We start from the raw sequence: 24757 nt of genomic DNA on the forward strand, positions 1-24757 counted from the left end.
ATAAAAAATATGTTTTGATCTAATTATTTTATTAGTATAATAAATAATTCGTATAGTTCATTTTTAAATTAAAGGAATTTATTTTGGCAAATCTTAAAGCATCTAAAAAAAATGTAATTACATCTGAAAAAAAAAAAAATAGTAACAATCGGAAACGATCTATTATTAAAACATATATAAAAAAAGTATTATTTTTTATTTCATCTAATGATGTTGATAAATCTATATTTTTTTTTAATAAAGTGCAGTCTATTGTAGATAAGTATTCTTTAAAAGGAATAATACATAAAAATAAAGCAGCACGATATAAATCTAATTTATTTATTAAAATTCGTAATATGAATAATTTAAAAAATTCTAAATAAAGTATTAGAATTTTTTTATTTTTTAAAATCAGTATTTTTCTAATTTTTTAAAAATTTTAGAACATTATACTGATTTTAGAAATTATCATTTTGTTAAAGAATCAAAAAATTTTTTTACTCCATCAAAAAATTTTTTTGATTTAGGATTATTTTTTTCTCCTTTATTACCTTCTAAACTATTTCTTAGTTCTTTTAATAATTTTTTTTGAGTATAGTTTAAATTTACTGGTGTTTCTATTACGACTTTACATAATAAATCTCCTATATAGTTGTTTTTAATTGATTTAACTCCTTTTCTAGGTATTCGAAATAATTCATTAGATTGTGTTTCAGGAGGAATTTTTAATTTAATTTTTCCATATAATGTAGGAACTTCAACTATTCCACCTAAAGCTGCGATTGTAAAGCCAATAGGAATTTCGCAAAATAAATTATTTTTATCTCGTTTAAATATTGGATGTTTTTTGACATTTATTTTTATATATAAATCACCTGAAGGTGCTCCATTTTCTCCAGATTCTCCTTCATTGTTTAATCGTATTTTATCATTATTATCTATTCCAGAAGGAATTTTTATTGAAAGTTTTTTTGATATTTTTATTTTTCCATTTCCGTAACATTTTTTACATGGATATTTTATAAATTTTCCTTTTCCATGACAGTGTGGACATGTTTGTTGTACTGTAAAAAATCCTTTTCTCATATGTATATTTCCATTTCCATTGCAGTTTTTACAGTTTTCTGGTTGAGTTCCAGGTTTTGATTTATTTCCATAACATGTATCACATATTTTTAAAGATGGAATATAGATTTCTTTTACTGTACCATTTACAGCTTCTTCTAAATCTAAATCTAAATTATATTGTAAATCTGCTCCTTGAGAATTTCTTTCTCTATTGTTTCCAAATATATCTCCAAAAACATCTCCAAATATATCTCCAAAATCTGTTGAATTTGTAAAATTTTCATGAAACTCATTTCCAGAAGAATTTTGATCAAAAGCAGAATGTCCATATTTATCATATGCTTCTCTTTTATCTTTATTAATTAATATTTCATAAGCTTCTTTAATTTCTTTAAATTTTTTTTCAGAGATTTTACTATTTTTATTTCTATCAGGATGGTATTTTACTGCTAATCGTTTATATGCTCTTTTAATTTCTCTATCGTTTGATGATCTGGAAATATTTAAAACATCATAATAATCTTTTTTTGTCATGTATATATATACCTTTTTGAAAAAAAATTTTTAAACGAACTTAATTTTTTTAAGCTCGTTTAAATTTTTTAATTAGTAAATTTATAAATTATTGATTTTATTTTTTTGGATCTTTAACTTCTTCAAATTCTGCATCTACTACGTTAGATTCTTTTTTTGAATTTGAGTTATTGTTGTTTTTATCTTTTGAAATTTCGGGATCTTTTTTTGTTGCTTCTATTAATTTAGATGATTCTTTTAATAATTCTTGTATTTTAGATTCGATATCTTGTTTGTTTTCTTTTTTTAATGCTTCGTCTAAATTTTTTAATGCTAATTCGATAGATTTTATATCTTCATCTTTTAATTTATTTCTACATTCATTAAGTTGTTTTTTTGTACTATGAGAAATTTGATCTCCTTGATTTCTAATTTGAACTAGTTCTTCAAATTTTCTATCTTCTTCTGAATTTTCTTCAGCTTCTGAAATCATTTTTTTAATTTCTTCTTCTTTTAATCCAGATGATGCTTTTATAATAATTTTTTGTTTTTTTCCTGTTTTTTTATCTTTTGCTGAAACATGAAGTATGCCATCAGAATCAATATCAAAAGTAACTTCTATTTGAGCCATTCCTCTAGGAGCTGGTTGTATACCATCTAAATTAAATTGCCCTAATGATTTATTATCAATAGATCTTTTTCTTTCACCTTGTAAAACATGAATTGTAACAGCAGATTGATTATCTTCTGCGGTTGAAAATATTTGACTATGTTTTGTTGGAATTGTAGTATTTTTATTAATTACAGGAGTCATTATTCCTCCCATAGTTTCAATTCCAAGAGATAATGGAGTTACGTCTAATAAAAGAACATCTTTTACATCTCCTGATAAAACTCCACCTTGTACTGCAGCTCCTATTGCTACTGCTTCATCTGGGTTAACATCTTTTCTTGGTTTTTTTCCAAAAAATTTTGATACTGCGTTTTGAACCATTGGCATTCTTGTTTGCCCACCTACTAAAATTATATCATTTATATCTTTAATAGATAGTTTTGCATCATTTAAAGCAACTTTTAAAGTTTTAATAGATCTTTTTATTAGATCTTCTACTAGAGATTCTAATTTAGATCTTGTAACTTTTATATTAAGGTGTTTTGGACCATTTGAATCTGCTGTAATGTAAGGAAGATTAACATTTGTTTCTTGTGAAGAAGATAATTCAATTTTAGCTTTTTCAGCTGCTTCTTTTAATCTTTGCATAGCTAAAGAATCATTTTTTAAATTAAATTTTTGTTCTTTTTTAAATTCGTCTACTAAATAATTTATTAATTTACTATCAAAATCTTCTCCTCCAAGATGTGTATCTCCGTTTGTTGCTAAGACTTCAAAAGTTTTTTCTTTATCTACTTCATCTATTTCTATAATAGAAATATCGAAAGTTCCTCCACCTAAATCATAAACAGCAATAATTTTATTTCCTTTATTTTTATCTAATCCATATGCAAGAGCTGCTGCAGTTGGTTCATTAATAATTCTTTTTACTGTTAATCCTGCTATTTTACCTGCATCTTTTGTAGCTTGTCTTTGAGCATCATTAAAGTACGCTGGAACAGTAATAACTGCTTCAGATATTTTTTCACCTAAATAATCTTCTGCTGTTTTTTTCATTTTTTTTAAAATTTCAGCAGATATTTGAGGAGGTGCCATTTTTTTATTTTTAATATCGATCCATGCGTCATTATTTTGTGATTTTATTATTTTATATGGCATTATTTCTATATCACGCTGAACTTCTTCATCTGTAAATTTTCTTCCAATTAATCTTTTTATAGCAAATAAAGTATTTTTTGGATTAGTTACAGATTGTCTTTTAGCTGGTTGGCCAACTAAAATTTCTCCATTTTCTGTATATGCAATAACAGAAGGTGTGGTTCTTTCTCCTTCAGAATTTTCTAAAACTTTAGCTTTATTTCCATCCATAATAGCAACACAAGAATTAGTAGTTCCTAAGTCGATTCCAATTATTTTACTCATATTTTATTTTCCTATGATATTTTATTAAATATTATTTTTTTAAAAAAATTTTAAAATTTTAAATTATTATCAATAATAATAAAATGTGGGCTTTTTATAAGACTACAAGTCTTTTATGAAAAATATTATTTTTTTATTAAAATGTTTTTTTTTAATATTTTATTTTTATGAGTTTTTTTTTAAAAAAAATTAATAGTGTTATTATACTTTAAAAACAATTATTTTACATAAGATAAATAGATTAAAAAATTTAATTTAATTTTTTTTTTATTTTTTATTTTTAAAAGAAATAGGAAAATTTATGTTTAATCAAAATATTATTGAATATATAGGAGTTTTTTCTTTTATATTATTTACTTTTTTTTTCTGTTTTATTTCTTTGTTTATGAGTTTTATTTTAGGGGGAAAATCTGATTCTAGTTCTAAAAATATTCCATTTGAATCAGGAGCTCCTTCAACTGGAAATGTGAATTTGAAATTTACTATAAAATTTTATTTAATTGCTATATTTTTTGTAATATTTGATATAGAGTCTATGTATTTATATGCATGGTCAACATGTGTTCGTGAGAACGGTTGGATTGGTTTTGCAGAAGTATCTTTTTTTATTTTTATGATATTATTGTCTTTATTATATTTATTTCGTGTAAGGGCATTGAATTGGATAGATAAAGATTAAAAAAAATTATAAAAAAATTAATAATTATTTTTCATCTAAAAAGAGAATATATGAAATATACTTTAACAAAAATAAATTTTAATAATAGTAATTCGAATAGTAATTCAAAAAAAAAAAAAATTTATAATGATCCTATAAAAAATTCAATAAAGAATAATGTTTTTTTTGGTAATTTAAAAAAAATTCTTCATAATATTGTGAATTGGGGTAGAAAAAATTCTTTATGGCCTTATAATTTTGGTTTGTCTTGTTGTTATGTAGAAATGGTTACATCTTTTACTTCTGTTCATGATGTTTCTCGTTTTGGATCGGAAGTATTAAGAGCTTCTCCAAGACAAGCAGACGTTATGGTTATTGCTGGAACTCCATTTATTAAAATGGCTCCTATAATAAAGCGTTTATACGATCAAATGTTAGAACCAAAATGGGTTATTTCAATGGGCTCTTGTGCAAATTCTGGTGGAATGTATGATATTTATTCAGTTGTTCAGGGAATTGATAAAATTCTTCCAGTGGATGTTTATATACCTGGTTGTCCTCCTCGACCTGAAGCTTATATTCAAGGATTAATGCTTTTACAAAAATCTATTGCAAAAGAAAGAAGACCTTTATCATGGATTATTGGTGATCAAGGAATTTATAAAGCTGATTTAAAATCTGAAAAATATAGAAATAAATTAAAAGTTCAATCTATGTATGATTTTAAAAATCCAAATGAAATTTAATTTACTTTTATGAAATTTTATTTCTTTTATTAATTTTTATAACATATTATTATATTATTTTAAAATAGGGTGTTTGGAAATTTATGATAAATTCCAATAAAAATAATTTTTCTTTAAAGAATAATATAGATAAAAAAAATTATAGCTTATCGATTCTTAAAAAGTTATATAATTTTTTTGGTTCAAAGACATTTTTTATTCAATCTACTTCAATTAATTGTCCTATTGTATGGATAGAACGTGAAAATTTATTAAAGGTAATTATTTTTTTATTTAAAAAAAATAAATTTTATGACATGTTATTTGATTTACATGCAATAGATGAAAGAGTAAGAATTCATAAAGAAAGTTTTCCTAAATGTGATTTCTCTGTTTTTTATCATTTTTTATCAGTATCTAATAATTCAGATATTATATTAAAAGTTCCTTTATTTGAAAAGAATTTAGAAATTAGTACTATTACGAATATTTGTTTAAATTCAAATTGGTATGAAAGAGAAGTATGGGATATGTTTGGAATTTCTTTTTTAGGGCATCCAAATTTAACTCGAATTATTATGCCTAAAAAATGGATAGGCCATCCTTTAAGAAAAGATTATCCTGCTCGAGCAACTGAATTTTCTCCTTATAGTTTAACTAAAGAAATAGAAAAATTGGAAATGAGTGCTTTAAAATTTCATCCTAAAGAATGGGGAATGAAAAAAAAAGATAAAAATGAAGATTATATGTTTTTAAATTTAGGTCCTAATCATCCATCTGCTCATGGTGCATTTCGAATTATATTACAACTAAAAGGAGAAAAAATTATTAATTGTGTTCCTGATATTGGATATCATCATCGAGGAGCAGAAAAAATGAGTGAAAGGCAGTCTTGGCATAGTTATATTCCTTATACAGATAGAATAGAATATTTAGGTGGTTGTATTAATGAAATGCCTTATGTATTATCTATTGAAAAATTAGCTGGAATAAAAGTTTCTACAAGAGTTGAATTTATTCGAATTATGTTATCTGAATTATTTCGTATTAATAGTCATTTGTTATATGTTTCTACTTTTATTCAAGATGTGGGTGCAATGAGTACTGTTTTTTTAGCTTTTACAGATCGTCAAAAAATTTATGATGTTATAGAATTGATTACAGGATTTAGAATGCATCCAGCATGGTTTCGAATTGGAGGGGTAGCTAGAGATTTACCTAAGGGATGGAATGATTCTTTAAAAAAGTTATTAAAATGGATACCAAAAAGATTAAATTTATATATTAATGTAGCTTTAAAAAATAGTATTTTAATTTCTCGTTCTAAAGGAGTAGCAGAATATTCTTCAAAAGAAGCATTAGATTGGGGAGTTACTGGAGCAGGATTAAGAGCTACTGGTGTAAATTTTGATGTAAGAAAATTAAGACCTTATTCAGGATATCAAAATTTTGATTTTGAGGTTCCTTTAGGAAATGGGGTTAGTGATTGTTATAGTAGAGTTATGTTAAAAGTTGAAGAAATATATCAAAGTTTAAAAATTTTAGAGCAATGTTTAAAAAATATGCCTGAAGGAGAATATAAATCTAATCATCCTTTAACTACTCCTCCTAATAAAAAACATACTCTTCAAAATATAGAAACTTTAATTACTCATTTTTTGCAAGTTTCTTGGGGAACTGTAATTCCTTGTGGAGAAAGTTTTCAAATGATTGAAGCAACAAAAGGGATAAATAGTTATTATATAATTAGTGATGGCGGCACAATGAGTTATAGAACTAGAATACGAACACCTAGTTTTCCTCATTTACAACAAATTCCTTCAGTTATTAAAAATCATGTAATATCAGATTTAATTACATATTTGGGAAGTATTGATTTTGTGATGTCTGATGTAGATAGGTAAAATACAATGATGAAAAATAATAGTAAAGATAAAATTTATATTAATTCTTTAATTAAAAACGAAATTAATAAAATACAAAATAATTTTAAAAATAATCAATCAATTTTGATTGAATCTTTAAAAATTGTACAAAAGTATTATGGATGGGTATCTGATAGTTCTATTGAGTTTCTTTCTAAAATATTAAATTTATCTACAAGTAATATAGATAGTGTTGCTACTTTTTATAGTCAAATTTTCAGAAAACCTGTAGGTCGTTATGTTATAAAAATTTGTGATAGTATGGTTTGTTATATTACAGGATATAAAAAAATTAAAAAAGTAATTCAAAAACATTTAAAAATTAAATTTGGAGAAACGACTATAGATAAAAATTTTACTTTTCTTCCAATTTGTTGTTTAGGTGCTTGTTATAAAAGCCCGGTAGTTATGATAAATAATAAAACATATTTCTGTGTAAAAAAGAAATTTATTTTAAAATTATTGGATTCTATAAAATGAAATTTAAAAATTTATCAGAAGAAACACATCCTTTGACTTGGAGATTTAGAAAAGATCAAAAAACAGTATGGATTAAAGAATATATTAAAAAAAATGGCTATTTTTCTTTAAGAAAATCTCTTATTGAAATGAATTCTAAAAAAATTATTAATAAAGTTTTAAAATCTGGATTAAAAGGTAGAGGTGGAGCAGGTTTTCAAACAGGATTAAAATGGAATTTAATGCCAAAAGATGAGCATTTAAAAAAAAAATATTTAATATGTAATGCTGATGAAATGGAACCTGGAACATATAAAGATAGATGGATAATTGAAAATTGCCCGCATTTATTAATTGAAGGGATTATAATTAGTGCTTTTGCTTTAAATGTTTCTTGTGGGTATATATTTCTTAGAGGAGAATATATTGTACCGGAAAAAATATTAATTAGAGCTATAAATGAAGCATATGAAAATAATTTTTTAGGTAAGAATATTTTAAATACTAATTTTTCTTTTGATTTACATTTGCATACTGGAGCAGGGAGATATATTTGTGGAGAAGAAACAGCTTTAATAAATTCTTTGGAAGGAAAAAGAGCTAATCCAAGGTTAAAACCTCCTTTTCCTTCAAATTTAGGTTTATGGGGTTATCCAACATGTGTAAATAATGTAGAAACTTTATCAAATATTCCTGCTATTATTTCTAATTCTACAAATTGGTATAAAAAATTATCTAAAAATGAAGATTCTGGAACAAAATTAATGGGTTTTTCTGGTTCTGTAAAAAATCCAGGAATATGGGAGCTTCCTTTTGGAACAACAGCTAGGGAAATATTAGAAGATTATGCTCATGGAGTGAAAGATAATTTAAAATTAAAAGCATGGTTACCTGGTGGCGCAGGAACTAATTTTTTAATTGAAAAACATATTGATGTAAAAATGGGTTTTTTAAGTATACAAAATATAGGTAGTCGATTAGGTACTGGATTAGCAGTAGCTATAGATAATAAAATAAATATTGTATCTTTTGTATTAAACTTAGAAAAATTTTTTTCTAGAGAATCATGTGGATTATGTACTCCTTGTAGAAATGGTCTTCCATGGATAGTAAATATTTTAAAATCTATAAAGAAGAAAAAAGGGAATATAGGAGATTTAAAATTATTAAAAAATTTATGTGAACAAATGGGTCCTGGAAAAACATTTTGTGCTCATGCTCCTGGAGCGGTTTCTCCTTTAAAAAGTGCTCTGAAATATTTTTATTCAGAATTTGAGTATGGAATTGTAAAAAATAAAAATAATTTTATAAAAGAAATTTCTGGAATATAATTTTTTTTAAAAATTTATAAAAATTTTTATAAATTTAATTTCTATAAACAAATATTTTTTTGTTTTTTTTTTTATTTTTTTACAAATTAAATTTTTTTAAAAAATTTGGAAGAATTTATTATGACTAAAATTTATATAGATGGAGAAAAGTATTGTTCTAGTTTATCAAAAAATTTACTTGAAGTATGTTTAAATTTAGGATTTAATGTTCCTTATTTTTGTTGGCATCCAAAATTAGGAAGTGTAGGAGTATGTAGACAGTGCGCAATAAAAAAATATCAAGATAAAAATGATTCTATTGGAAGAATTGTAATGTCATGTATGACTCCAGTTGAAAAAAACACAATTATTTCAATTAATGATAAAGAATCTATTTCTTATAGAAAAAATATTATTGAATTATTAATGTTAAATCATCCACATGATTGTCCTGTATGTGAAGAAGGAGGAAATTGTCATTTACAAGATATGACTGTCATGAATCAGCATTATTCTCGTCGTTATAGATTTAATAAAAAAGTTTATAAAAGTCAGTATTTAGGTTTTTTTATTTCACATGAAATGAATAGATGCATTACATGTTATAGATGTGTAAGATATTATAAAGATTATGCAGATGGAAAAGATTTTAATGTATATGGAGCAAATAGTAATATTTATTTTGGTAGATTTAAAAGTGGAGAATTAGAAAGCGAATATTCTGGAAATTTAATAGAAGTTTGTCCTACAGGAGTTTTTACAGATAAAACTTATTCAGAACATTATTCTAGAAAATGGGATCTTCAAAATGCTCCTAGTATTTGTTCACATTGCAGTATTGGATGTAATATTATTGTAGGAGAAAGATATAATAAAATTATAAAAATAGAAAATAGATATCATAAAGATATTAATAATTATTTTTTATGTGATTTAGGGCGTTTTGGATATGGACATTCTAATTCTGTGAATAGACCTAAATATTGTTTTATAAAACAAAAAAATAAAAATAAAAAAATTGATTTTAAAAAAAATATTAAAAAAGTAGTAAAAATTCTTAAAAATTCTGAACAAATATTAGGAATTGGTTCTCCAAGAGCTAGTATTGAAACAAATTTTTCTTTAAAAGAATTAGTTGGACAAGAAAATTTTTCTACAGGGCTTATTGATATAGATCATAAATGTATAAAATTAATTTTAAAAATAGTAAAAAGTAATAATATTAAAATTCCTTCTTTAAAAGAAGTAGAGGAATATGATTCTATATTAGTTTTAGGGGAAGATATTACACAAACATCTTCTAGATTAGCTTTATCGATTAGACAAGCTCTTAAAAAGAGATCTAAAAAATTTTTAAAAAATAATAAAATTGATGATTGGCATGCTTCTGCCATAAATAATATTCAAAAAAATAATAAAAAATTTTTGTTTTTAACTAATACAAATAAAACCAAATTAGAAGATATTTCATCTTATACATATGTATCTAACATTAAAAATCAGGTTTATTTTTCTAATTATATTTTAAAAAATTTAAACAAAGAATTTGATGAATTTTTTATCTTAGAAGAAAATATAAAAGAGAAAATAACTTATATAACAGATGTACTTTTAAAATCAAAAAAAGTATTAATTGTTTCTGGATCTCATTCTAGAAATATATCTTTGATTAAATATGCATATAATATTTCATTAACATTAAAAAATTTAGGTATTAAAACTGGTTTAATTTTGTTAACTCCTTATTCAAATTCTTTAGGAGTGTCAATAATTAAAGGAAAATCTTTAGATGTTTCTTTAAAAAGAGTTAAGAAAAATAAAAATTCTACATTAATTGTTATAGAAAATGATTTATTTTGTTTTCTTTCTAATTTTTATTTAAAAAAAAAATTAAAACGATTTAAAAATATTATTGTTATGGATCATCAAAAAACTAAAATTTTTAAAAAAGCTAATATTACTTTTCCTGTAGCAAATTTTTTTGAAAGTATAGGAACGGTTATTAATTATGAGTTAAGAGCTCAGAGATTTTTTAAGGTATATAATGCAAATTTTTATGATAAAAAAATTTCTATCAGATCTTCTTGGAGAATTTTAAATATCATTAATTTTAAATTAAATAAACATATTAAAATAATAAAAAATTTAGATGATCTTATTGATTTTTGTATTAAAAAAATTCCTTTTTTAAAAAATATTAAAAAAGCAGCTCCAAATTCATTATTTAAGATATTTGGACAAAAAATTCCTCGATTAACTAATCGGTCTAGTGGAAGAACTTCTTTAAGAGCAGATATTGATGTACATGAAATTAAACAAATGGATGATCATGATTCTATGTTTTCATTTTCAATGGAAGGAAGTTCAATATATAGAAAATATACATCTTTTTCTCCTTTTATTTGGTCTCCTCAATGGAATTCGTCTCAAGGATTACATAAATTTAAAAAAGAATCTTCTGGAAGTTTTTTAAATAAAGATAAAAAAAAATTTTTATTATCTGTAAATATTAAAAGTTCTTTAGATTATTTAAAAAAATATAAAAATTCTTTTATTAATAATAAATGTCTTATAGTAGCTCCATATTATTTATTATTTGGAAGTGAAGAACTTAGTCAATATTCAGATATTATTAAACAAAAAATTTCTATACCGTATGTTTTTATTAATCCGTTAGATGCAAAACGTTTTAATATTTCTAACAAAAAAAAAGTAAGTTTTACTTGTTTAAATGATGTTTATAATTTTATTGTTATATATTCGAATTCTTTAGAACTAGGTCAAATATCTTTACCAATAGGTCGACTAAAAATACCTGTTTCTCTTATTGGAAAACCAATACAAGACTTAAAGGAAGTGTAAAATGTATTATTTATTTTTAAAAAATAAATTTTTAATTTTGAATGTTTTTATGTCTTTTATTATTTTTTTTTCAATAGTGATTTTTGGAGCAATGTTAACTGTTATTGAAAGGCGATTGTTGGCTCTTTTTCAAAATAGATATGGACCGAACAGAGTTGGTATATTTGGTTCTCTGCAATTATTTGCGGATATGATTAAGATTTTTTTTAAGGAAGATTGGACTCCTAATTTTAGTAATAAAATTATTTTTATTTTATCTCCTATTTTAGCTTTTAGTATAATGCTTTTAGTATCTATTATAATTCCATTTTCTGTTTCTGAATGTATTTTAAATTTAAAAATTGGCATATTATTTTTTTTAATGATGGCTAGTTTATCTATTTATTCAATATTATTAGCTGGATGGTCAAGTAATAATAAATATTCTTATTTAGGAGCTATAAGAGCTTCTGCGCAAACTTTAAGTTATGAAGTTTTTCTTGGTTTATCAGTTATGGGAACTGTAGTGAGAGCTGGTTCTTTTAACTTATTAGATATAGTAAAAAGTCAAGAACATTTATGGAATTTTTTTCCTCAGTTTCTTGGATTTTTATCTTTTTTTATTTGTTCTTTAGCGATTTGTCATAGACATCCTTTTGATCAACCTGAATCAGAACAAGAGTTGGCTGATGGTTATCATATTGAATATTCTGGAATGAAATTTGGAATGTTTTTTATTGGAGAATATATATCTATGATAATTATGTCGTTTTTAATTACAACTTTATTTTTTGGTGGATTTTATGGATTTTTCTTTGCATCTTTTTTTTGGTTTTTTTTAAAATCTTTATTTTTTCTTTTTCTTTTTATTTTAATACGCGCTTCTTTACCGCGTCCTAGGTATGATCAAGTAATGATTTTTGGTTGGATAATATGTTTTCCAATGACATTAATTAATTTACTTTTAGTGAGTTTTTTTACTCTATATTATAAATTATAAAATGGAGAATATTATGTTTTTGAAAAAAATTTTTAGAAGCATTATGTCTCAAATAAGTAGTATTTTTTTAATATTTATGAATTCATTTTCTAAAAGAGAAACAAAATTATATCCAGAAGAATCGGTAAAATTGTCTCCTAGATATAGAGGTAGAATTGTTTTAACTAGAAATAAAAATAAGACAGAGCGTTGTGTTGCTTGTAATTTATGCGCTGTAGTTTGTCCTGTTAGTTGTATTTCTTTACAAAAAGAAAATTTAAAGAATAATCGTTGGCATGCTAAGTTTTTTAGAATAAATTTTTCTAGATGTATATTTTGTGGTTTATGTGAAGAATCTTGTCCTACTGCAGCTATTCAATTAATTCCTGATTTTGAATTATCTGAGTATAAAAGACAAGATTTAATATATGAAAAAGAAGATTTATTAATTTCTGGACCTGGTAAATATCCTGATTATGATTTTTATAAATATTCTGGAGTATCTATAAAAGAACCAAAAAATATTAATAAGAATAAAAAAACGAACACAGTAGATTTAAAAAGTCTTTTACCTTAGGAAAAATTTATGAATATTTTTTTTTATATTTTTAGTTTGATTTCAATTATATCTATTATATTTTTAATTTTTCAAAAAAATCCTATTTACTCTTTATTATATTTAATAGTTTCATTTTTATCTTTTTCAGGAATATATTTTTCTATTGGGGCGCTATTTATAGGATCTTTAGAAACAATTATTTATGCTGGAGCTATAATGGTTCTGTTTATATTTGTAATTATGATATTAAATTTAAAAGTTAAAAATATGAATAAAAAAAGAAAATTTTTTTCTAAAAAGATATTTGCTTTTTCTGTTTTTTTATCATTATTTTTATTTTTTATAATTTTTAATATATTTTATGAAATAGATGATCAAAATATAGATATAAATTTTTTTGATATTAAAATGATTGGTGTAATTTTATTTCATAAATATATATGGTTTGTAGAATTTTCTTCTGTATTATTGTTATCAGCATTAATAATTGTTTTTCATTTATTTAGTAATAAAAAATATATTAAAAATAAATAATATTTTATTGGAGAAAATTTTGATAACTATTTCGAATGGTTTAATTTTATCAACAATTTTGTTTTGTTTAGGGTTTTTGTGTTTAGTGATGAGAAGAAATTTGTTTTATGTTCTTTTAGGATTAGAAATTATGATTAATTCTGTAGCTTTTTTTTTAGTATTTATAGGAAATTATTGGAATCAAATAGATGGTCAAATAATGTATATTTTTATAATTACTATAGCGGCTGCAGAAGCAGGTATTGGTTTAGCTTTTTTAATAAATATTTATAAATACAAAAATACTTTAGATATGGACACTTTCAGAGAGAGAAAAAAATGAATTTATTATTTCCGATAATTTTTTTTCCTTTAATAAGTTTTTTATTAACTGTTTTATCTAAAAACAAATTTTCAATTTCTTTTTATAACATTATTGGAACTTTACCAACTTTTATTTGTTTTTTATTAATAAATTATATTTGTATAAATTATTTTAATTCTATTAATTTTCATTCTTTTAAAGTTTTTTGGAATTGGATTATTGTTGATTCTGTTTATATTAATTTTAGTTTTTTAATAGATAAATTATCTTTAACAATGTTACAAGTTATTACAGGAGTTGGTTTTTTAATACAAATTTTTTCTTGTTGGTATATGAGTTATAAAAAAGATGTAAGTAGATTTTTTTCTTATATAAATTTATTTATTTTTGGAATGATTTTATTAGTTTTATCAGATAATTTTTTATTAATGTATTTAGCATGGGAAATAGTAGGTTTTTGTTCGTATGCGTTGATTGGTTTTTATTATAAAAATTTGTCTAATATTAAATCTTCTATGAAAGCATTAGTTATTACTAGAATAGGTGATTTTTTTATTTTATTAGCTATTTTTTTGTTATTTTTTAAATTTAAAACGTTAAATTTTTATGAATTAAATAATATTTTTCATTCAATAAAATTAATTGATAATAATTTTTTTAATTTAATTAGTTTTTTAATTTTAGTTGGATCTATTGCAAAATCTGCTCAATTTCCTTTGCAAACTTGGTTAACTAAAGCTATGGTTGGACCAACTCCAGTATCTGCTTTAATACATTCGGCAACAATGATTACTGCTGGGGTATATTTAATTTTAAGGTTGCATAATTTATTTTTATTGTCGAATAAAATTTTGTTTTTGGTATCTTTTTTAGGTGCGTGCACTATTTTAATATCTAGTTTTTCTGCTATATTTGAAAAAGATTTGAAAAGAATTTTAGCGTATTCTACAATGAGTCAAGTTGGTTATATGTTTTTAGGTCTAGGAATGAAATTGTGGATTCCTGTTTTAGCACATTTAGTTTCGCATTCTTTTTTTAAAGCTTTATTATTTCTTTCTTCTGGTTCGTTAATTTTTTCTTGTTCTAAAGAACAAAATATTCTTAAAATGGGTGGATTAAAGAATTTTTTACCTTTTTTACATATTTGTTTTATTTTTGGATTATTTTCATTAATTGGATTTCCGATTATTACATCTAGTTTTTATACAAAAGGTTCTATTATTTGGGAATCTTTTAATCAGAAATATTATTTTTTCTTTTTAGTTGGTTTAATTGGATCATTTTTAACTTCTATATATTCTTCACGTATGTTTTTTTTAATTTTTTATAGAAATTCTATTATAAAAATTAAATTGGTAAAAAGTTTTTTACATTATTTTTCTTTATTAATATTTTGTTCTTTATCAACGGTTTTATCATTAATTTTATTTTTTCCATTTTTAAATATATCAATTTTACAAGATATTTTAAATTTAAAAAAAATGATTTTTGAATTTTTTGTTTCATTGGTATCTTTTTTTGGAATTTTTATTTCATATTATTTTTTTATTATTAAATATAATACAATTTTTAAATCAATAAATAAAAAAAAATATTTTTTTTATTTTAGATTTTTAGATAAAAATTTTGGATTAGATTATTTATATAAATATATTTTTATTAAACCGTTTTATTTGTTAAAAAAAATATTTTTTATAGATTATATTAAAAAAATAATTAATTTAATTAAATTTATTTTAAAATTATTAAATTATTGTTTAACAATTTTTGAAAATGGACATTTAAATTTATATATTTTATCTATTTTTACTGGAACTATATTAATTTTTTTTAATTTTTTTATATAGTTTTTAATATTTATAATATTTAGATAAGAAATTTTTTTTATTTCTTTCTTAAAAATAGGACTATTGAATTATGTGTCTTTATTTATTAATTTTATTACCTTGTTTAGGAGGTATTTTTTCTTGGATTTCAGAAAAAATAAATAAAAAAATACCTTTTTGGATTTCTTTATTTTTTATATTTTTAATGTTCATAGTAGTATTAGATATATTTTTTAAAAATTATTTATTTACAGATTATTCAATTAATTTATGGGATTTAGAATATTGCATACCATGGATAAAAAATTTGGGAGTAAGTTTTCATTTAGGAATTGATAGAATTTCATTTTTAATGATTATGCTAACAATTTTTTTATCTTTTATTTCTATTTTATTGACATGGAACGAAAATATTAAAAAAATTGGATTTTTTTATTTTTGTATTATGTTGATAATTTCTAGTATAATGGGAATTTTTTTGTCTTTAGATCTTTTTTTATTTTTTATTTTTTGGGAAATTATAATTATTCCAACGTATTTTTTATCTATTTTTTATGGTAGAAAAAAAATTTTTTCTTTAAAACAATTAAATTCTTCAAATGAGTATTTAATATATTCACAGATATCTGGAATAATATTATTATGTTCGATTCTTGGTTTAGTTACAAATTATTATTTTCAGTATCATATTTGGACTTTTGATTATAATCTTTTAAAAAATCTTATTTTAGATAGAAAAACAGAATTTTTTTTAATGTTTGGTTTTTTTATTTCTTTTATTATTAAAGTACCTTTAATTCCTTTTCATAGTTGGTTTCCAAATTTTCATAGAAATACTTCAGTAACTGGATCGTTTGATTTAATTGGTATTATAATAAAAGTTGCTATATATAGTATTTTACGTTTTAATATTTTTTTATTTCCAAAATCATCTTTATATTTTTCTAATTATTTTTGTCTCTTTTTTTTATTAAGTATATTTTATAGTATATTTTTAGCATTTTCTCAAAATAGTATTAAAAAAATTATAGCATATACGTCTATTTCTCATATGAGTTTTATTTTAATTTCAATTTATTCTGGAAGTTTTATTTCTTATCAAGGAATTATTTTGCAAATAGTTTCTTATAGTATTTCAACTTCTGCTTTAATTATTTTAACAAAAATATTATATAAAAATTTTAAAACTGATAATTTTAAAAAAATGTCAGGTTTGTGGAAAATAATGAATTTTGTTCCTGGATTTTTTTTATTTTTTGTTATGTCTAATTTAGGAATTCCTGGAACAGGGAATTTTGTTGGTGAATTTTTGATGTTATTAGGAAGTTTTAAATTTTTTCCTATAATTATTAGTTTTTCTATGATTGGATTAATTTTTTTATTAATTTGTTTTTTAAATATATTTCATAAGATATTTTATGGGCCGTGTAATGTATCTTTTATTTCATGTCAAATTTCTAAATTAGAGTTTTTTATTTTATTAATATTATCTTTTTTTATTATTTTTATTGGATTATATCCTAATATAATATTACAATTTGTTAATTCTTCTATGCTTCATATTAGTGAAAGAATGCCTCATATTATTTTAAATTAAGGTGAAATATATAATGATTTCTATGTTTAAACAGTTTTTTTTTATATCTCCTTTGTTAATTTTATCGATTTCAATTGTATTAAATTTATTTATAATTATTCATAAAAGAAATTTTTTTTTATCTTTTTTAACAACTTTGTTTGGTTTAATTTTTTCTTTATTTTTTTTTATTTTATTAATAAATAATTCTAATATAAATTTAAAATATTTTTTATTTTTTCAGTTAAGTATTTTTTATGTTCTATTATTTTTTTTAGGAAGTATAATAACTTGCATAATTTCTTATATATGGTTACGAAGTAAATCATTTAATAAAGAAGAATTTTATTTATTACTTTTAATATCTAATATAGGTGGTTGTTTATTATTTTTATGTAATAATATTTTTTCTTTATTTATTGGAATAGAATTATTATCTTTACCTTTATTTGGAATGATAAGTTATGATTCATCAAAAAATTTTAAAACTTTAGAATCTGCTTTTAAATATTTTATTTTATCTAGTATTTCATCTATTTTTTTATTATTAGGAATTTCTCTTATATATCTTTCTTCTGGTACTTTAAATTTTTTTATATTAAAGTCTTTAGTTTCTTTTTCAATGATAAATTTTTATGTTTCATTTTTTTTTGGATTAATGTTTATTTTAGTTTCTTTTTTTATAAAAATTACAGTTTTTCCGTTTTATTTTTGGATTCCTGATATTTATGAAGTAACTTCTTTTCCTGTATTAATTTATTTTTCTAATTCAATAAAAATAATTTTTTTTGTAATTTTATCAAAATTATTTTTTTTATTTCCTTATATAGATTTTTTATCTGTTTTAAAAATTTTAAAATATATAGTTTTTTTTTCTATTTTAATAGGAAGTATTTTAGCTTTATTTCAAAAAAATATAAAAAGATTAATTGGTTATTCTTCTATTGTTAGTTCTGGGTATTTATTAATTATTTTAATTTTTTTATATAATGATAATTTATTTAATGAGGCAGCAAGAATTTATTTATTAGGATATTTTTTAAACAGTATTGTTTTATTTAGTTCAATGACTCTTATTTCAGCATTTTTTAAAGATAAAAATTCTCATTCTTTTAAAAATTATAAGGGTTGTTTTTGGAAAAGTTATATTTTATCTATATCAATTATAATATCTTTATTTTCTATGATTGGTTTTCCTTTAACAATAGGTTTTTTTAGTAAGTTTTATCTTTTAAGATTAGTTGTTGAAAATCATAATACTCTTTTTGGAATAAGCATTCTTTTTGAAAGTGTTATTAGTTTGTATTATTATATAAATTTTATAAAAATATTTTTTTATAAAAAGAAAAAATATTTTATAAATAAATTACCTATTGAAACTAATTTATATAAATTTTTTAAAATTGTTATTTTTTGTTTATCTTTATTAATAATTTTAATAGGATTTTTTCCAAATTTTTTAAAATTTTTAAATTATTCTGTTTAAAATATATTATTAGTTAAATTATAGGAGTAAATTTTTTATTATTTTTTACTTATAAAAGACAGATTAAATTAATTTTTTGTTGGAAAAATGAAATTTAAATTTAAATATATTAAAAAATTTTTCAAGATTTTTAATTTAATATTTTAAATTAATAATTATGTTTTATAGTTTTAAAAAAAAATATAAAATTATATTAAAATTTATTATTTAAGAAAATAAATTTTTTTAATATTTTTGTTTTTTAAAAAATTTTACTATTTTATTTTTTATAGATTTATTTTATAAATATATGTTGTATTATTTTTTTTTTTTTATTTTTTATTTTTTAAATATTTTTTATTCAAATTATTTTTAATAATTATTTAAATTATAAAAAAATTAAAATTTTTTAAGATTATTTTTAAAATTTTTATTGTGTTTTTATATAATATTTTAATTATATAAAATAAATTTTATTAATTTTTGTATTTTATTAGATATTTTTTTATAATTTTTAAAAAATTATGTTTTATTTTAAATTATTAAAATAATTATTTTTAATATTTTTAATACATGTAAAGAAAAAATATGAAAAATAACTTTTTTTTTAAAAAAGTTATTTTTTTAATAAGGTATAGATTAATAAAAAATTTGGAAAAAGTATGAATAAATATGATTATTATATTGTTTTTATCGTTTTTTTATCTTCTATGATAGGTTTAATTCGAGGATTTGTGAGAGAAACTTTTTCTCTATTAATGTTTTTTTTAGGTATTTTTATATTTTATATATTTTATTTTTATATTTTAGACGAGTTATCTTTTGTTGATCAATTTTTTACTAAATTAATTTGTATTTTTATATTTTTTGGATTGATAGTTTTATTATGTGAATGTTTTGTTTTTTATTTTTTTAAAGATTTTTTTAAATTTATTGGAAATTTTTATTTTAATAATTTAGTTTTAGGGTTTTTTTTTGGTTTTTTTAGAGGTTTTAGTTTAATTTTTTTATGTATTTATGTATTTAATAATATTTTTCATATAAATAATTATTTTTATTTAAAAGATTCATTTTTAATTCCATTTTTTTTTAAGTTTATGTATTTTTTTAATTTTTTTAATAAAAATCATGTTGTATAAAAAAAATTATTTTTATTTATGTTATCTTATTATAATTATTTCATAATAAAAAAATAATTATGGGAGAAAAAATAAATGATTGAAAAAATTATATATGCCTCTCGATGGTTTATGTTTCCAGTATATTTTGGTTTGTCTTTTGGATTTATTTTACTAACTTTAAAATTTTTCCAAGAAGTTTTATATATTCTTCCAGAAATACTTATTATTTCAGAATCTGGTTTAGTTTTAGTTGTATTATCTTTAATTGATATTGCTTTAGTAGGTGGATTATTAGTTATGGTAATGTTTTCTGGATATGAAAATTTTATATCTAAAATGGATATTAAAGATAATCAAAAAAGATTAGGTTGGATGGGAACTATGGATGTAAATTCCATTAAAAATAAAGTTGCTTCTTCTATTGTTGCTATTTCTTCTGTTCATTTATTAAGATTATTTATGGAAGCTGAAAAAGTTTTAGATAATAAAATAATTTTATGTGTAGTTATTCATTTAACTTTTGTCCTTTCTGCTTTTGGAATGGCGTATATTGATAAAATGAGTAAAAAAATAAAAAAATAAAAATTATTTCTTTAAAATTAATTTTTTTATGAAAAATTTAATAAAATTAATGTTCAAACATAGCTGAAATAGATTCTTCATTGCTTATTCTTTTTATTGCTTCAGCAAGCATATGAGCTAGAGTTAATGTTCGAACATTAGATAATTTTTTTATATTTTTGGATAATGGAATTGTATCACATACAATAATTTCATTGATTTCAGATTTTTTAATATTTTGTAATATATTTCCTGAAAATACAGGATGAGTAGCGTATGCAAATATTCGATTTGCTCCTCTTTTTTTAAGAGCATTGGAAGCATTACATAAAGTTCCTCCAGTATCTATTATATCATCTACTAATATACAATCTCTATTTTTAACATCGCCAATAATGTTCATTACTTGAGAAATATTTGTATTTGGTCTTCTTTTATCGATAATTGCTATATCTGTATCATTTAAAAGTTTAGCTATTGCTCTTGCTCGAATAACACCCCCAATATCTGGAGATACGACTACAGGTTTGTAAAAATTTTTTTTTAACATATCTTCTAAAAAAATTAAACTTCCAAAAACGTTATCTACTGGTACATCAAAAAATCCTTGAATTTGTTCTGCATGAAGATCAACGGTTAATACTCTATCTATTCCAACATTTGATAAAAAATCTGCAATTACTTTAGCTGTTATTGGGACTCTAGCTGATCTAACTCTTTTATCTTGTCTAGAATATCCAAAATATGGTATTACTGCTGTAATTCTTCCAGCAGAAGCTCTTCTTAAAGCATCTATAATTACAATTAGTTCCATTAAATTATCATTTGAAGGAGAACAAATTGATTGTATTATAAAAACGTCTCCTCCTCTTACGTTTTCGTTAATTTCTACATTAATTTCTCCATCACTAAATCGGTTTACTATAGATTTTCCTAAATTAGAATTAAGAATTTTTACAATAAAATTTACTAATTTAGGAACAGAATTTCCAGCAAATAATTTTAAATCATCCATATTAATTCCTATTTTTGTTTAAATATTTTTAAATATTTTTTAAAATAAATTAAATATATAAAAATTATAAAAATAAAAAAATTTTTTTGTTAATTATTAATTTATTATTTTTTATAAATTTTAATAATATAAATATATTTATAATTATTTTATATTATAAATTTTATTAAAAAAATAAAAAATGTATTTAAAAGAATTTTTTTTATATTTTAAAATAATACAAAAATAATTTTTTAAAATTTATATAATTTATTTATATAATATAAAAAATTTTATTGAAATTATATAATATAGAAAAGAATTTGATATAATTAATTTTTAATCATATTAACATAAAGGTTATGTTTTTTTAAAAAAAAATGTAAAAAAATTATAAATTTTAAATAAAAAGGTTTATTTGATAATATGAAAAGTTCTATATTAAAAAAATTAGAATATTTAGAAAATAGATTTCATGAAATTGAAGGCATTTTATCTGTAAAAGAAACAATAAATAATAAAAAATTTTTTTTAAATTTATCTCGTGAATATTTAAAAATTTCTAATACTGTTTTGCTTTTTAAAGATTTTAAAAATAATCAATTAAATATAAAAAATACGAAAAAATTATTAAAAGATAAAGAAATGCATATTTTAGCTATGGAAGATATAAAAATTTTAAAAATAAAAAAAAATAAAATAAAAAAAAAAATTTATTATTCTTTATTATCATCAGATCCAAAAGATTTACTGAATTGTTTTATAGAAATTCGATCTGCATCAGGAGGGGATGAGTCTTCAATTTTTTGTGGAGATTTATATAAAATGTATATTCGTTATTCTGAATTAAGAAATTGGAAAGTTGATTTAATTCATAGTCATAATGGAGAACATGGAGGATTTAAAGAGGTTATATTAAAAATTTTAGGAAAAGGATCTTTTGGAAGATTAAAATTTGAATCTGGCGGACATAGAGTACAAAGAGTTCCTAAAACTGAAACACAAGGAAGAGTACATACTTCTACGTGTATTATTGCTGTATTACCTGAACTTCCAAAAGAAGATGAAATAAAAATTGAAAATAAAGATTTAAAAATTGATACGTTTAGATCATCTGGAGCAGGAGGGCAACATGTAAATACTACTGATTCTGCTATTAGAATTACGCATATTCCAACTGGAGTTTCTGTTGAATGTCAAGATGAAAGGTCCCAACATAAAAATAAAGCTAAAGCTTTAAGTGTTCTTCAAGCAAGAATACAAAATCAAAAAAGTATACAAAGAAAAAAAAAATCTTCTATAGAAAAAAAAAATCTTTTAGGTAGTGGTGAGCGTTCTGATCGAAATAGAACTTATAATTTTTCTCAAAATCGGGTAACAGATCATAGAATTAATTTAACTTTATATAAATTAGATGAAATTTTAGATGGAAAATTAGATTTTTTAATAGATCCAATTGTGCAAGAAAACCAAGCTAAAATTTTTTCTACTTTATTTGAGATAAATGAATGAAAATTAAAGAATGGATAAAAAAATCATTAGAATGTTTAAAAAATATTAATAATTCAAGATTAGATATAGAAGTTTTATTGAGTTTTGTTTTAAAAAAATCTCGTAGTTGGGTTATTTGTTTTGAAGATTATGTTTTAAAAGAACAAGAAATTATTATTTTAAATAAATTAGTAATGCGTAGATTTTATAACGAACCTTTATCTTATTTAACTTATAAAAAAGAATTTTGGTCTTTAAGTTTTTTTGTATCACGTTGTACTATTATTCCAAGACCAGACAGTGAAATTTTGGTAGAAAGATCTTTGGAAATAATTGGAGATTCTCCATTTAAAATTTTAGATTTAGGTACTGGTTGTGGGAATATTGCTATTTCTATTGCATTTTCTAAACCTAATTGTCTAATTACAGGAGTAGATTATTCTATAGAAATTATTAAAGTAGCTTTGTATAATTCTAAAAAATTAAATATAAAAAATGTAAATTTTTTTGTTAGTGATTGGTTTTCTTTAATACATAAAAATAAATACGATATAATTGTAAGCAATCCTCCATATATTAGTTTAAAAGAATTTTGTAATTTAACAAATGAAATTTTTTATGAACCTATTTTATCATTAGTTTCAGAAAATAATGGATTTTCTGATATAATTATTATTATTAAGAATTCTAAAAATTATTTAAATAATAAAGGATGGTTACTTTTAGAACATGGATGGAATCAAAAACGTGAAATACAGATATTATTTAAAAAATATAATTACATTAATGTTAAAACATATAAAGATTATAGTGGATTAAATAGAGTAACTATAGGTCAAATTTTAAAATTTTAGTTTAAATTTTAAATTAAATAAATATTTTTAAAATTTTTAATAAAATTTTATTATTTTTTATATAAATTTTATTTTGGTAACTAATATGAAACTTTTTTCTAATATTAATTTTTCTAAAACTACTATTTTAGAAGTATTTTTATATTCTTTGAAAAAAATTAAAAAAAATTTTTCTAAAGATTTTTTATTTATTGATTTAAAAAAAAAAATTAATAAAGCAAAAAAATATACTATGTTCGAGAAAACATCAAAAGGAAAGTTGAAAAAATTATTAGAATTATTTTATTTAAATTGGAATTTTAGAGAAATAACTGGAAGATATAATTTATCAGATGTGTTGTGGTTAGATAAAGTTTTAAAAACTCGTCAAGGTACTGCATTATCTTTAGGAATTATTTTATTATATTTTTCAAATAAATTAAAAATTCCTTTACATCCTGTAATTTTTCCTACTCAATTTCTTTTAAGATTAAAATTACCTAATAAAAAATTATTGTTTATTAATCCTTTTAACGGAGAATTTGTAAAATATAATATATTAGAATTGTGGTTAAAAGGAAATATTAGTTCTACTGCAATAATGTATACACAATATTTAGAAATATCTAAATCAAAAATTATTTTAAAAAAAATTTTAAATACATTAAAATCAGTATTAATAGATGAAAAAAAAATTGAATTAGCTTTAAATATTAGTAATTTATTATTAAAAATGTATCCAAAAGATCCTTATGAGATTAGAGACAGAGGATTAATATATGCTCAATTAGAATGTTTTTCTGTTGCAAAAAAAGATTTATTATATTTTGTTAATAAATGCCCTGACGATCCAATTAGTGATATTATTAAATTAAAAATAGAGTCTATAAAAAATAAAAATTTTGTTTTAAATTAAGATTTTTAACAATTTTTTAATATTAATTTTTTATTAAAAAAATATATTTTTTTATTTTTTTAATTTTATTTTTTTATAAATT

At 20.9% G+C, this 24757-nt stretch carries 22 protein-coding genes; 19 read left to right on the forward strand and 3 right to left on the reverse strand.

Translation table 11 applies throughout. From position 1 onward, the window contains the following. Nucleotides 1–83: 83 nt before the first annotated feature. Complete coding sequence (gene rpsT / locus AB4W45_RS00555) at nt 84–365, forward strand: 30S ribosomal protein S20 (protein WP_367671378.1); 282 nt, start codon at nt 84–86, stop codon at nt 363–365. An 85-nt stretch (nt 366–450) separates the two neighbouring features. On the opposite strand, the gene dnaJ is transcribed toward rpsT, so the two are convergent. Together dnaJ and dnaK are read right to left on the reverse strand one after the other, a co-directional pair. Beyond that, nucleotides 451–1584: a molecular chaperone DnaJ gene (dnaJ, locus tag AB4W45_RS00560; RefSeq protein ID WP_367671379.1), complete on the reverse strand. Its 1134-nt coding sequence runs from the start codon at nt 1582–1584 to the stop codon at nt 451–453. 97 nt (nt 1585–1681) lie between these two features. Continuing rightward, complete coding sequence (gene dnaK, locus AB4W45_RS00565) at nt 1682–3598, reverse strand: molecular chaperone DnaK (protein ID WP_367671380.1); 1917 nt, start codon at nt 3596–3598, stop codon at nt 1682–1684. Between the two features lie 301 nt (nt 3599–3899). Between dnaK and ndhC the strand changes: the two genes are divergently transcribed. From ndhC to AB4W45_RS00640, 15 genes are all read left to right on the forward strand, one after another. Continuing rightward, complete coding sequence (gene ndhC / locus AB4W45_RS00570) at nt 3900–4277, forward strand: NADH-quinone oxidoreductase subunit A (protein ID WP_367671381.1); 378 nt, start codon at nt 3900–3902, stop codon at nt 4275–4277. A gap of 50 nt (nt 4278–4327) precedes the next feature. Continuing rightward, nucleotides 4328–5002, forward strand: a complete 675-nt coding sequence (locus tag AB4W45_RS00575) for an NADH-quinone oxidoreductase subunit B (RefSeq protein ID WP_367671382.1) — start codon at nt 4328–4330, stop codon at nt 5000–5002. Between the two features lie 83 nt (nt 5003–5085). Continuing rightward, nucleotides 5086–6885, forward strand: a complete 1800-nt coding sequence (nuoC, locus tag AB4W45_RS00580) for an NADH-quinone oxidoreductase subunit C/D (RefSeq protein WP_367671384.1) — start codon at nt 5086–5088, stop codon at nt 6883–6885. A gap of 6 nt (nt 6886–6891) precedes the next feature. Continuing rightward, a complete protein-coding gene (gene nuoE / locus AB4W45_RS00585; RefSeq protein ID WP_367671386.1) occupies nt 6892–7386 on the forward strand; it encodes an NADH-quinone oxidoreductase subunit NuoE in 495 nt (164 codons plus the stop codon). Beyond that, a complete protein-coding gene (gene nuoF, locus AB4W45_RS00590) occupies nt 7383–8696 on the forward strand; it encodes an NADH-quinone oxidoreductase subunit NuoF (RefSeq protein WP_367671387.1) in 1314 nt (437 codons plus the stop codon). The genes nuoE and nuoF overlap by 4 nt, the downstream gene beginning before the upstream one ends. A 120-nt stretch (nt 8697–8816) precedes the next feature. After that, nucleotides 8817–11537 (forward strand): NADH-quinone oxidoreductase subunit NuoG, encoded by a 2721-nt coding sequence (gene nuoG, locus AB4W45_RS00595; protein ID WP_367671389.1) that lies wholly within the window; start codon nt 8817–8819, stop codon nt 11535–11537. A 1-nt stretch (nt 11538) separates the two neighbouring features. Next, a complete protein-coding gene (nuoH, locus tag AB4W45_RS00600) occupies nt 11539–12516 on the forward strand; it encodes an NADH-quinone oxidoreductase subunit NuoH (protein ID WP_367671390.1) in 978 nt (325 codons plus the stop codon). Between the two features lie 13 nt (nt 12517–12529). After that, nucleotides 12530–13072: an NADH-quinone oxidoreductase subunit NuoI gene (nuoI, locus tag AB4W45_RS00605; protein WP_367671392.1), complete on the forward strand. Its 543-nt coding sequence runs from the start codon at nt 12530–12532 to the stop codon at nt 13070–13072. Nucleotides 13073–13081: 9 nt separating this feature from the next. Next, a complete protein-coding gene (locus AB4W45_RS00610) occupies nt 13082–13588 on the forward strand; it encodes an NADH-quinone oxidoreductase subunit J (RefSeq protein ID WP_367671394.1) in 507 nt (168 codons plus the stop codon). Between the two features lie 19 nt (nt 13589–13607). After that, nucleotides 13608–13910: an NADH-quinone oxidoreductase subunit NuoK gene (gene nuoK / locus AB4W45_RS00615; RefSeq protein WP_367671396.1), complete on the forward strand. Its 303-nt coding sequence runs from the start codon at nt 13608–13610 to the stop codon at nt 13908–13910. Then, complete coding sequence (locus tag AB4W45_RS00620; protein ID WP_367671398.1) at nt 13907–15739, forward strand: NADH-quinone oxidoreductase subunit L; 1833 nt, start codon at nt 13907–13909, stop codon at nt 15737–15739. Before nuoK ends, AB4W45_RS00620 begins: the two co-directional genes overlap by 4 nt. Before the next feature lie 70 nt (nt 15740–15809). Further along, on the forward strand, nt 15810–17315 hold the full coding sequence (locus AB4W45_RS00625) for a NuoM family protein (protein ID WP_367671399.1): 1506 nt from the start codon (nt 15810–15812) through the stop codon (nt 17313–17315). A gap of 13 nt (nt 17316–17328) precedes the next feature. Then, entirely contained in the window at nt 17329–18780 is a 1452-nt protein-coding gene (locus AB4W45_RS00630) for an NADH-quinone oxidoreductase subunit N (RefSeq protein ID WP_367671401.1), read from the forward strand. Between the two features lie 641 nt (nt 18781–19421). Then, entirely contained in the window at nt 19422–19898 is a 477-nt protein-coding gene (locus tag AB4W45_RS00635; protein WP_367671403.1) for a CvpA family protein, read from the forward strand. Between the two features lie 75 nt (nt 19899–19973). Continuing rightward, nucleotides 19974–20462: a TIGR00645 family protein gene (locus AB4W45_RS00640; RefSeq protein WP_367671405.1), complete on the forward strand. Its 489-nt coding sequence runs from the start codon at nt 19974–19976 to the stop codon at nt 20460–20462. A gap of 46 nt (nt 20463–20508) precedes the next feature. On the opposite strand, the gene AB4W45_RS00645 is transcribed toward AB4W45_RS00640, so the two are convergent. Further along, nucleotides 20509–21456, reverse strand: coding sequence for a ribose-phosphate pyrophosphokinase (locus tag AB4W45_RS00645; protein WP_367671406.1), 948 nt, complete (start codon nt 21454–21456; stop codon nt 20509–20511). A gap of 405 nt (nt 21457–21861) precedes the next feature. On the opposite strand from AB4W45_RS00645, the gene prfA reads away from it, so the two are divergent. The 3 genes from prfA (at nt 21862) to AB4W45_RS00660 (ending at nt 24675) form a co-directional block, all read left to right on the forward strand. Then, nucleotides 21862–22947 (forward strand): peptide chain release factor 1, encoded by a 1086-nt coding sequence (prfA, locus tag AB4W45_RS00650; protein ID WP_367671408.1) that lies wholly within the window; start codon nt 21862–21864, stop codon nt 22945–22947. Further along, a complete protein-coding gene (gene prmC / locus AB4W45_RS00655) occupies nt 22944–23780 on the forward strand; it encodes a peptide chain release factor N(5)-glutamine methyltransferase (RefSeq protein WP_367671409.1) in 837 nt (278 codons plus the stop codon). The genes prfA and prmC overlap by 4 nt, the downstream gene beginning before the upstream one ends. Before the next feature lie 85 nt (nt 23781–23865). Further along, nucleotides 23866–24675 carry a tetratricopeptide repeat protein gene (locus AB4W45_RS00660; RefSeq protein ID WP_367671410.1) on the forward strand — a complete coding sequence of 270 codons (810 nt, stop codon included), beginning with the start codon at nt 23866–23868 and terminating at the stop codon, nt 24673–24675. Nucleotides 24676–24757 lie beyond the last annotated feature (82 nt).

The organism is Buchnera aphidicola (Periphyllus testudinaceus) (assembly GCF_964059035.1).
In the GTDB taxonomy this organism is placed as follows: Bacteria; Pseudomonadota; Gammaproteobacteria; order Enterobacterales; family Enterobacteriaceae; genus Buchnera_J; species Buchnera_J aphidicola_BN.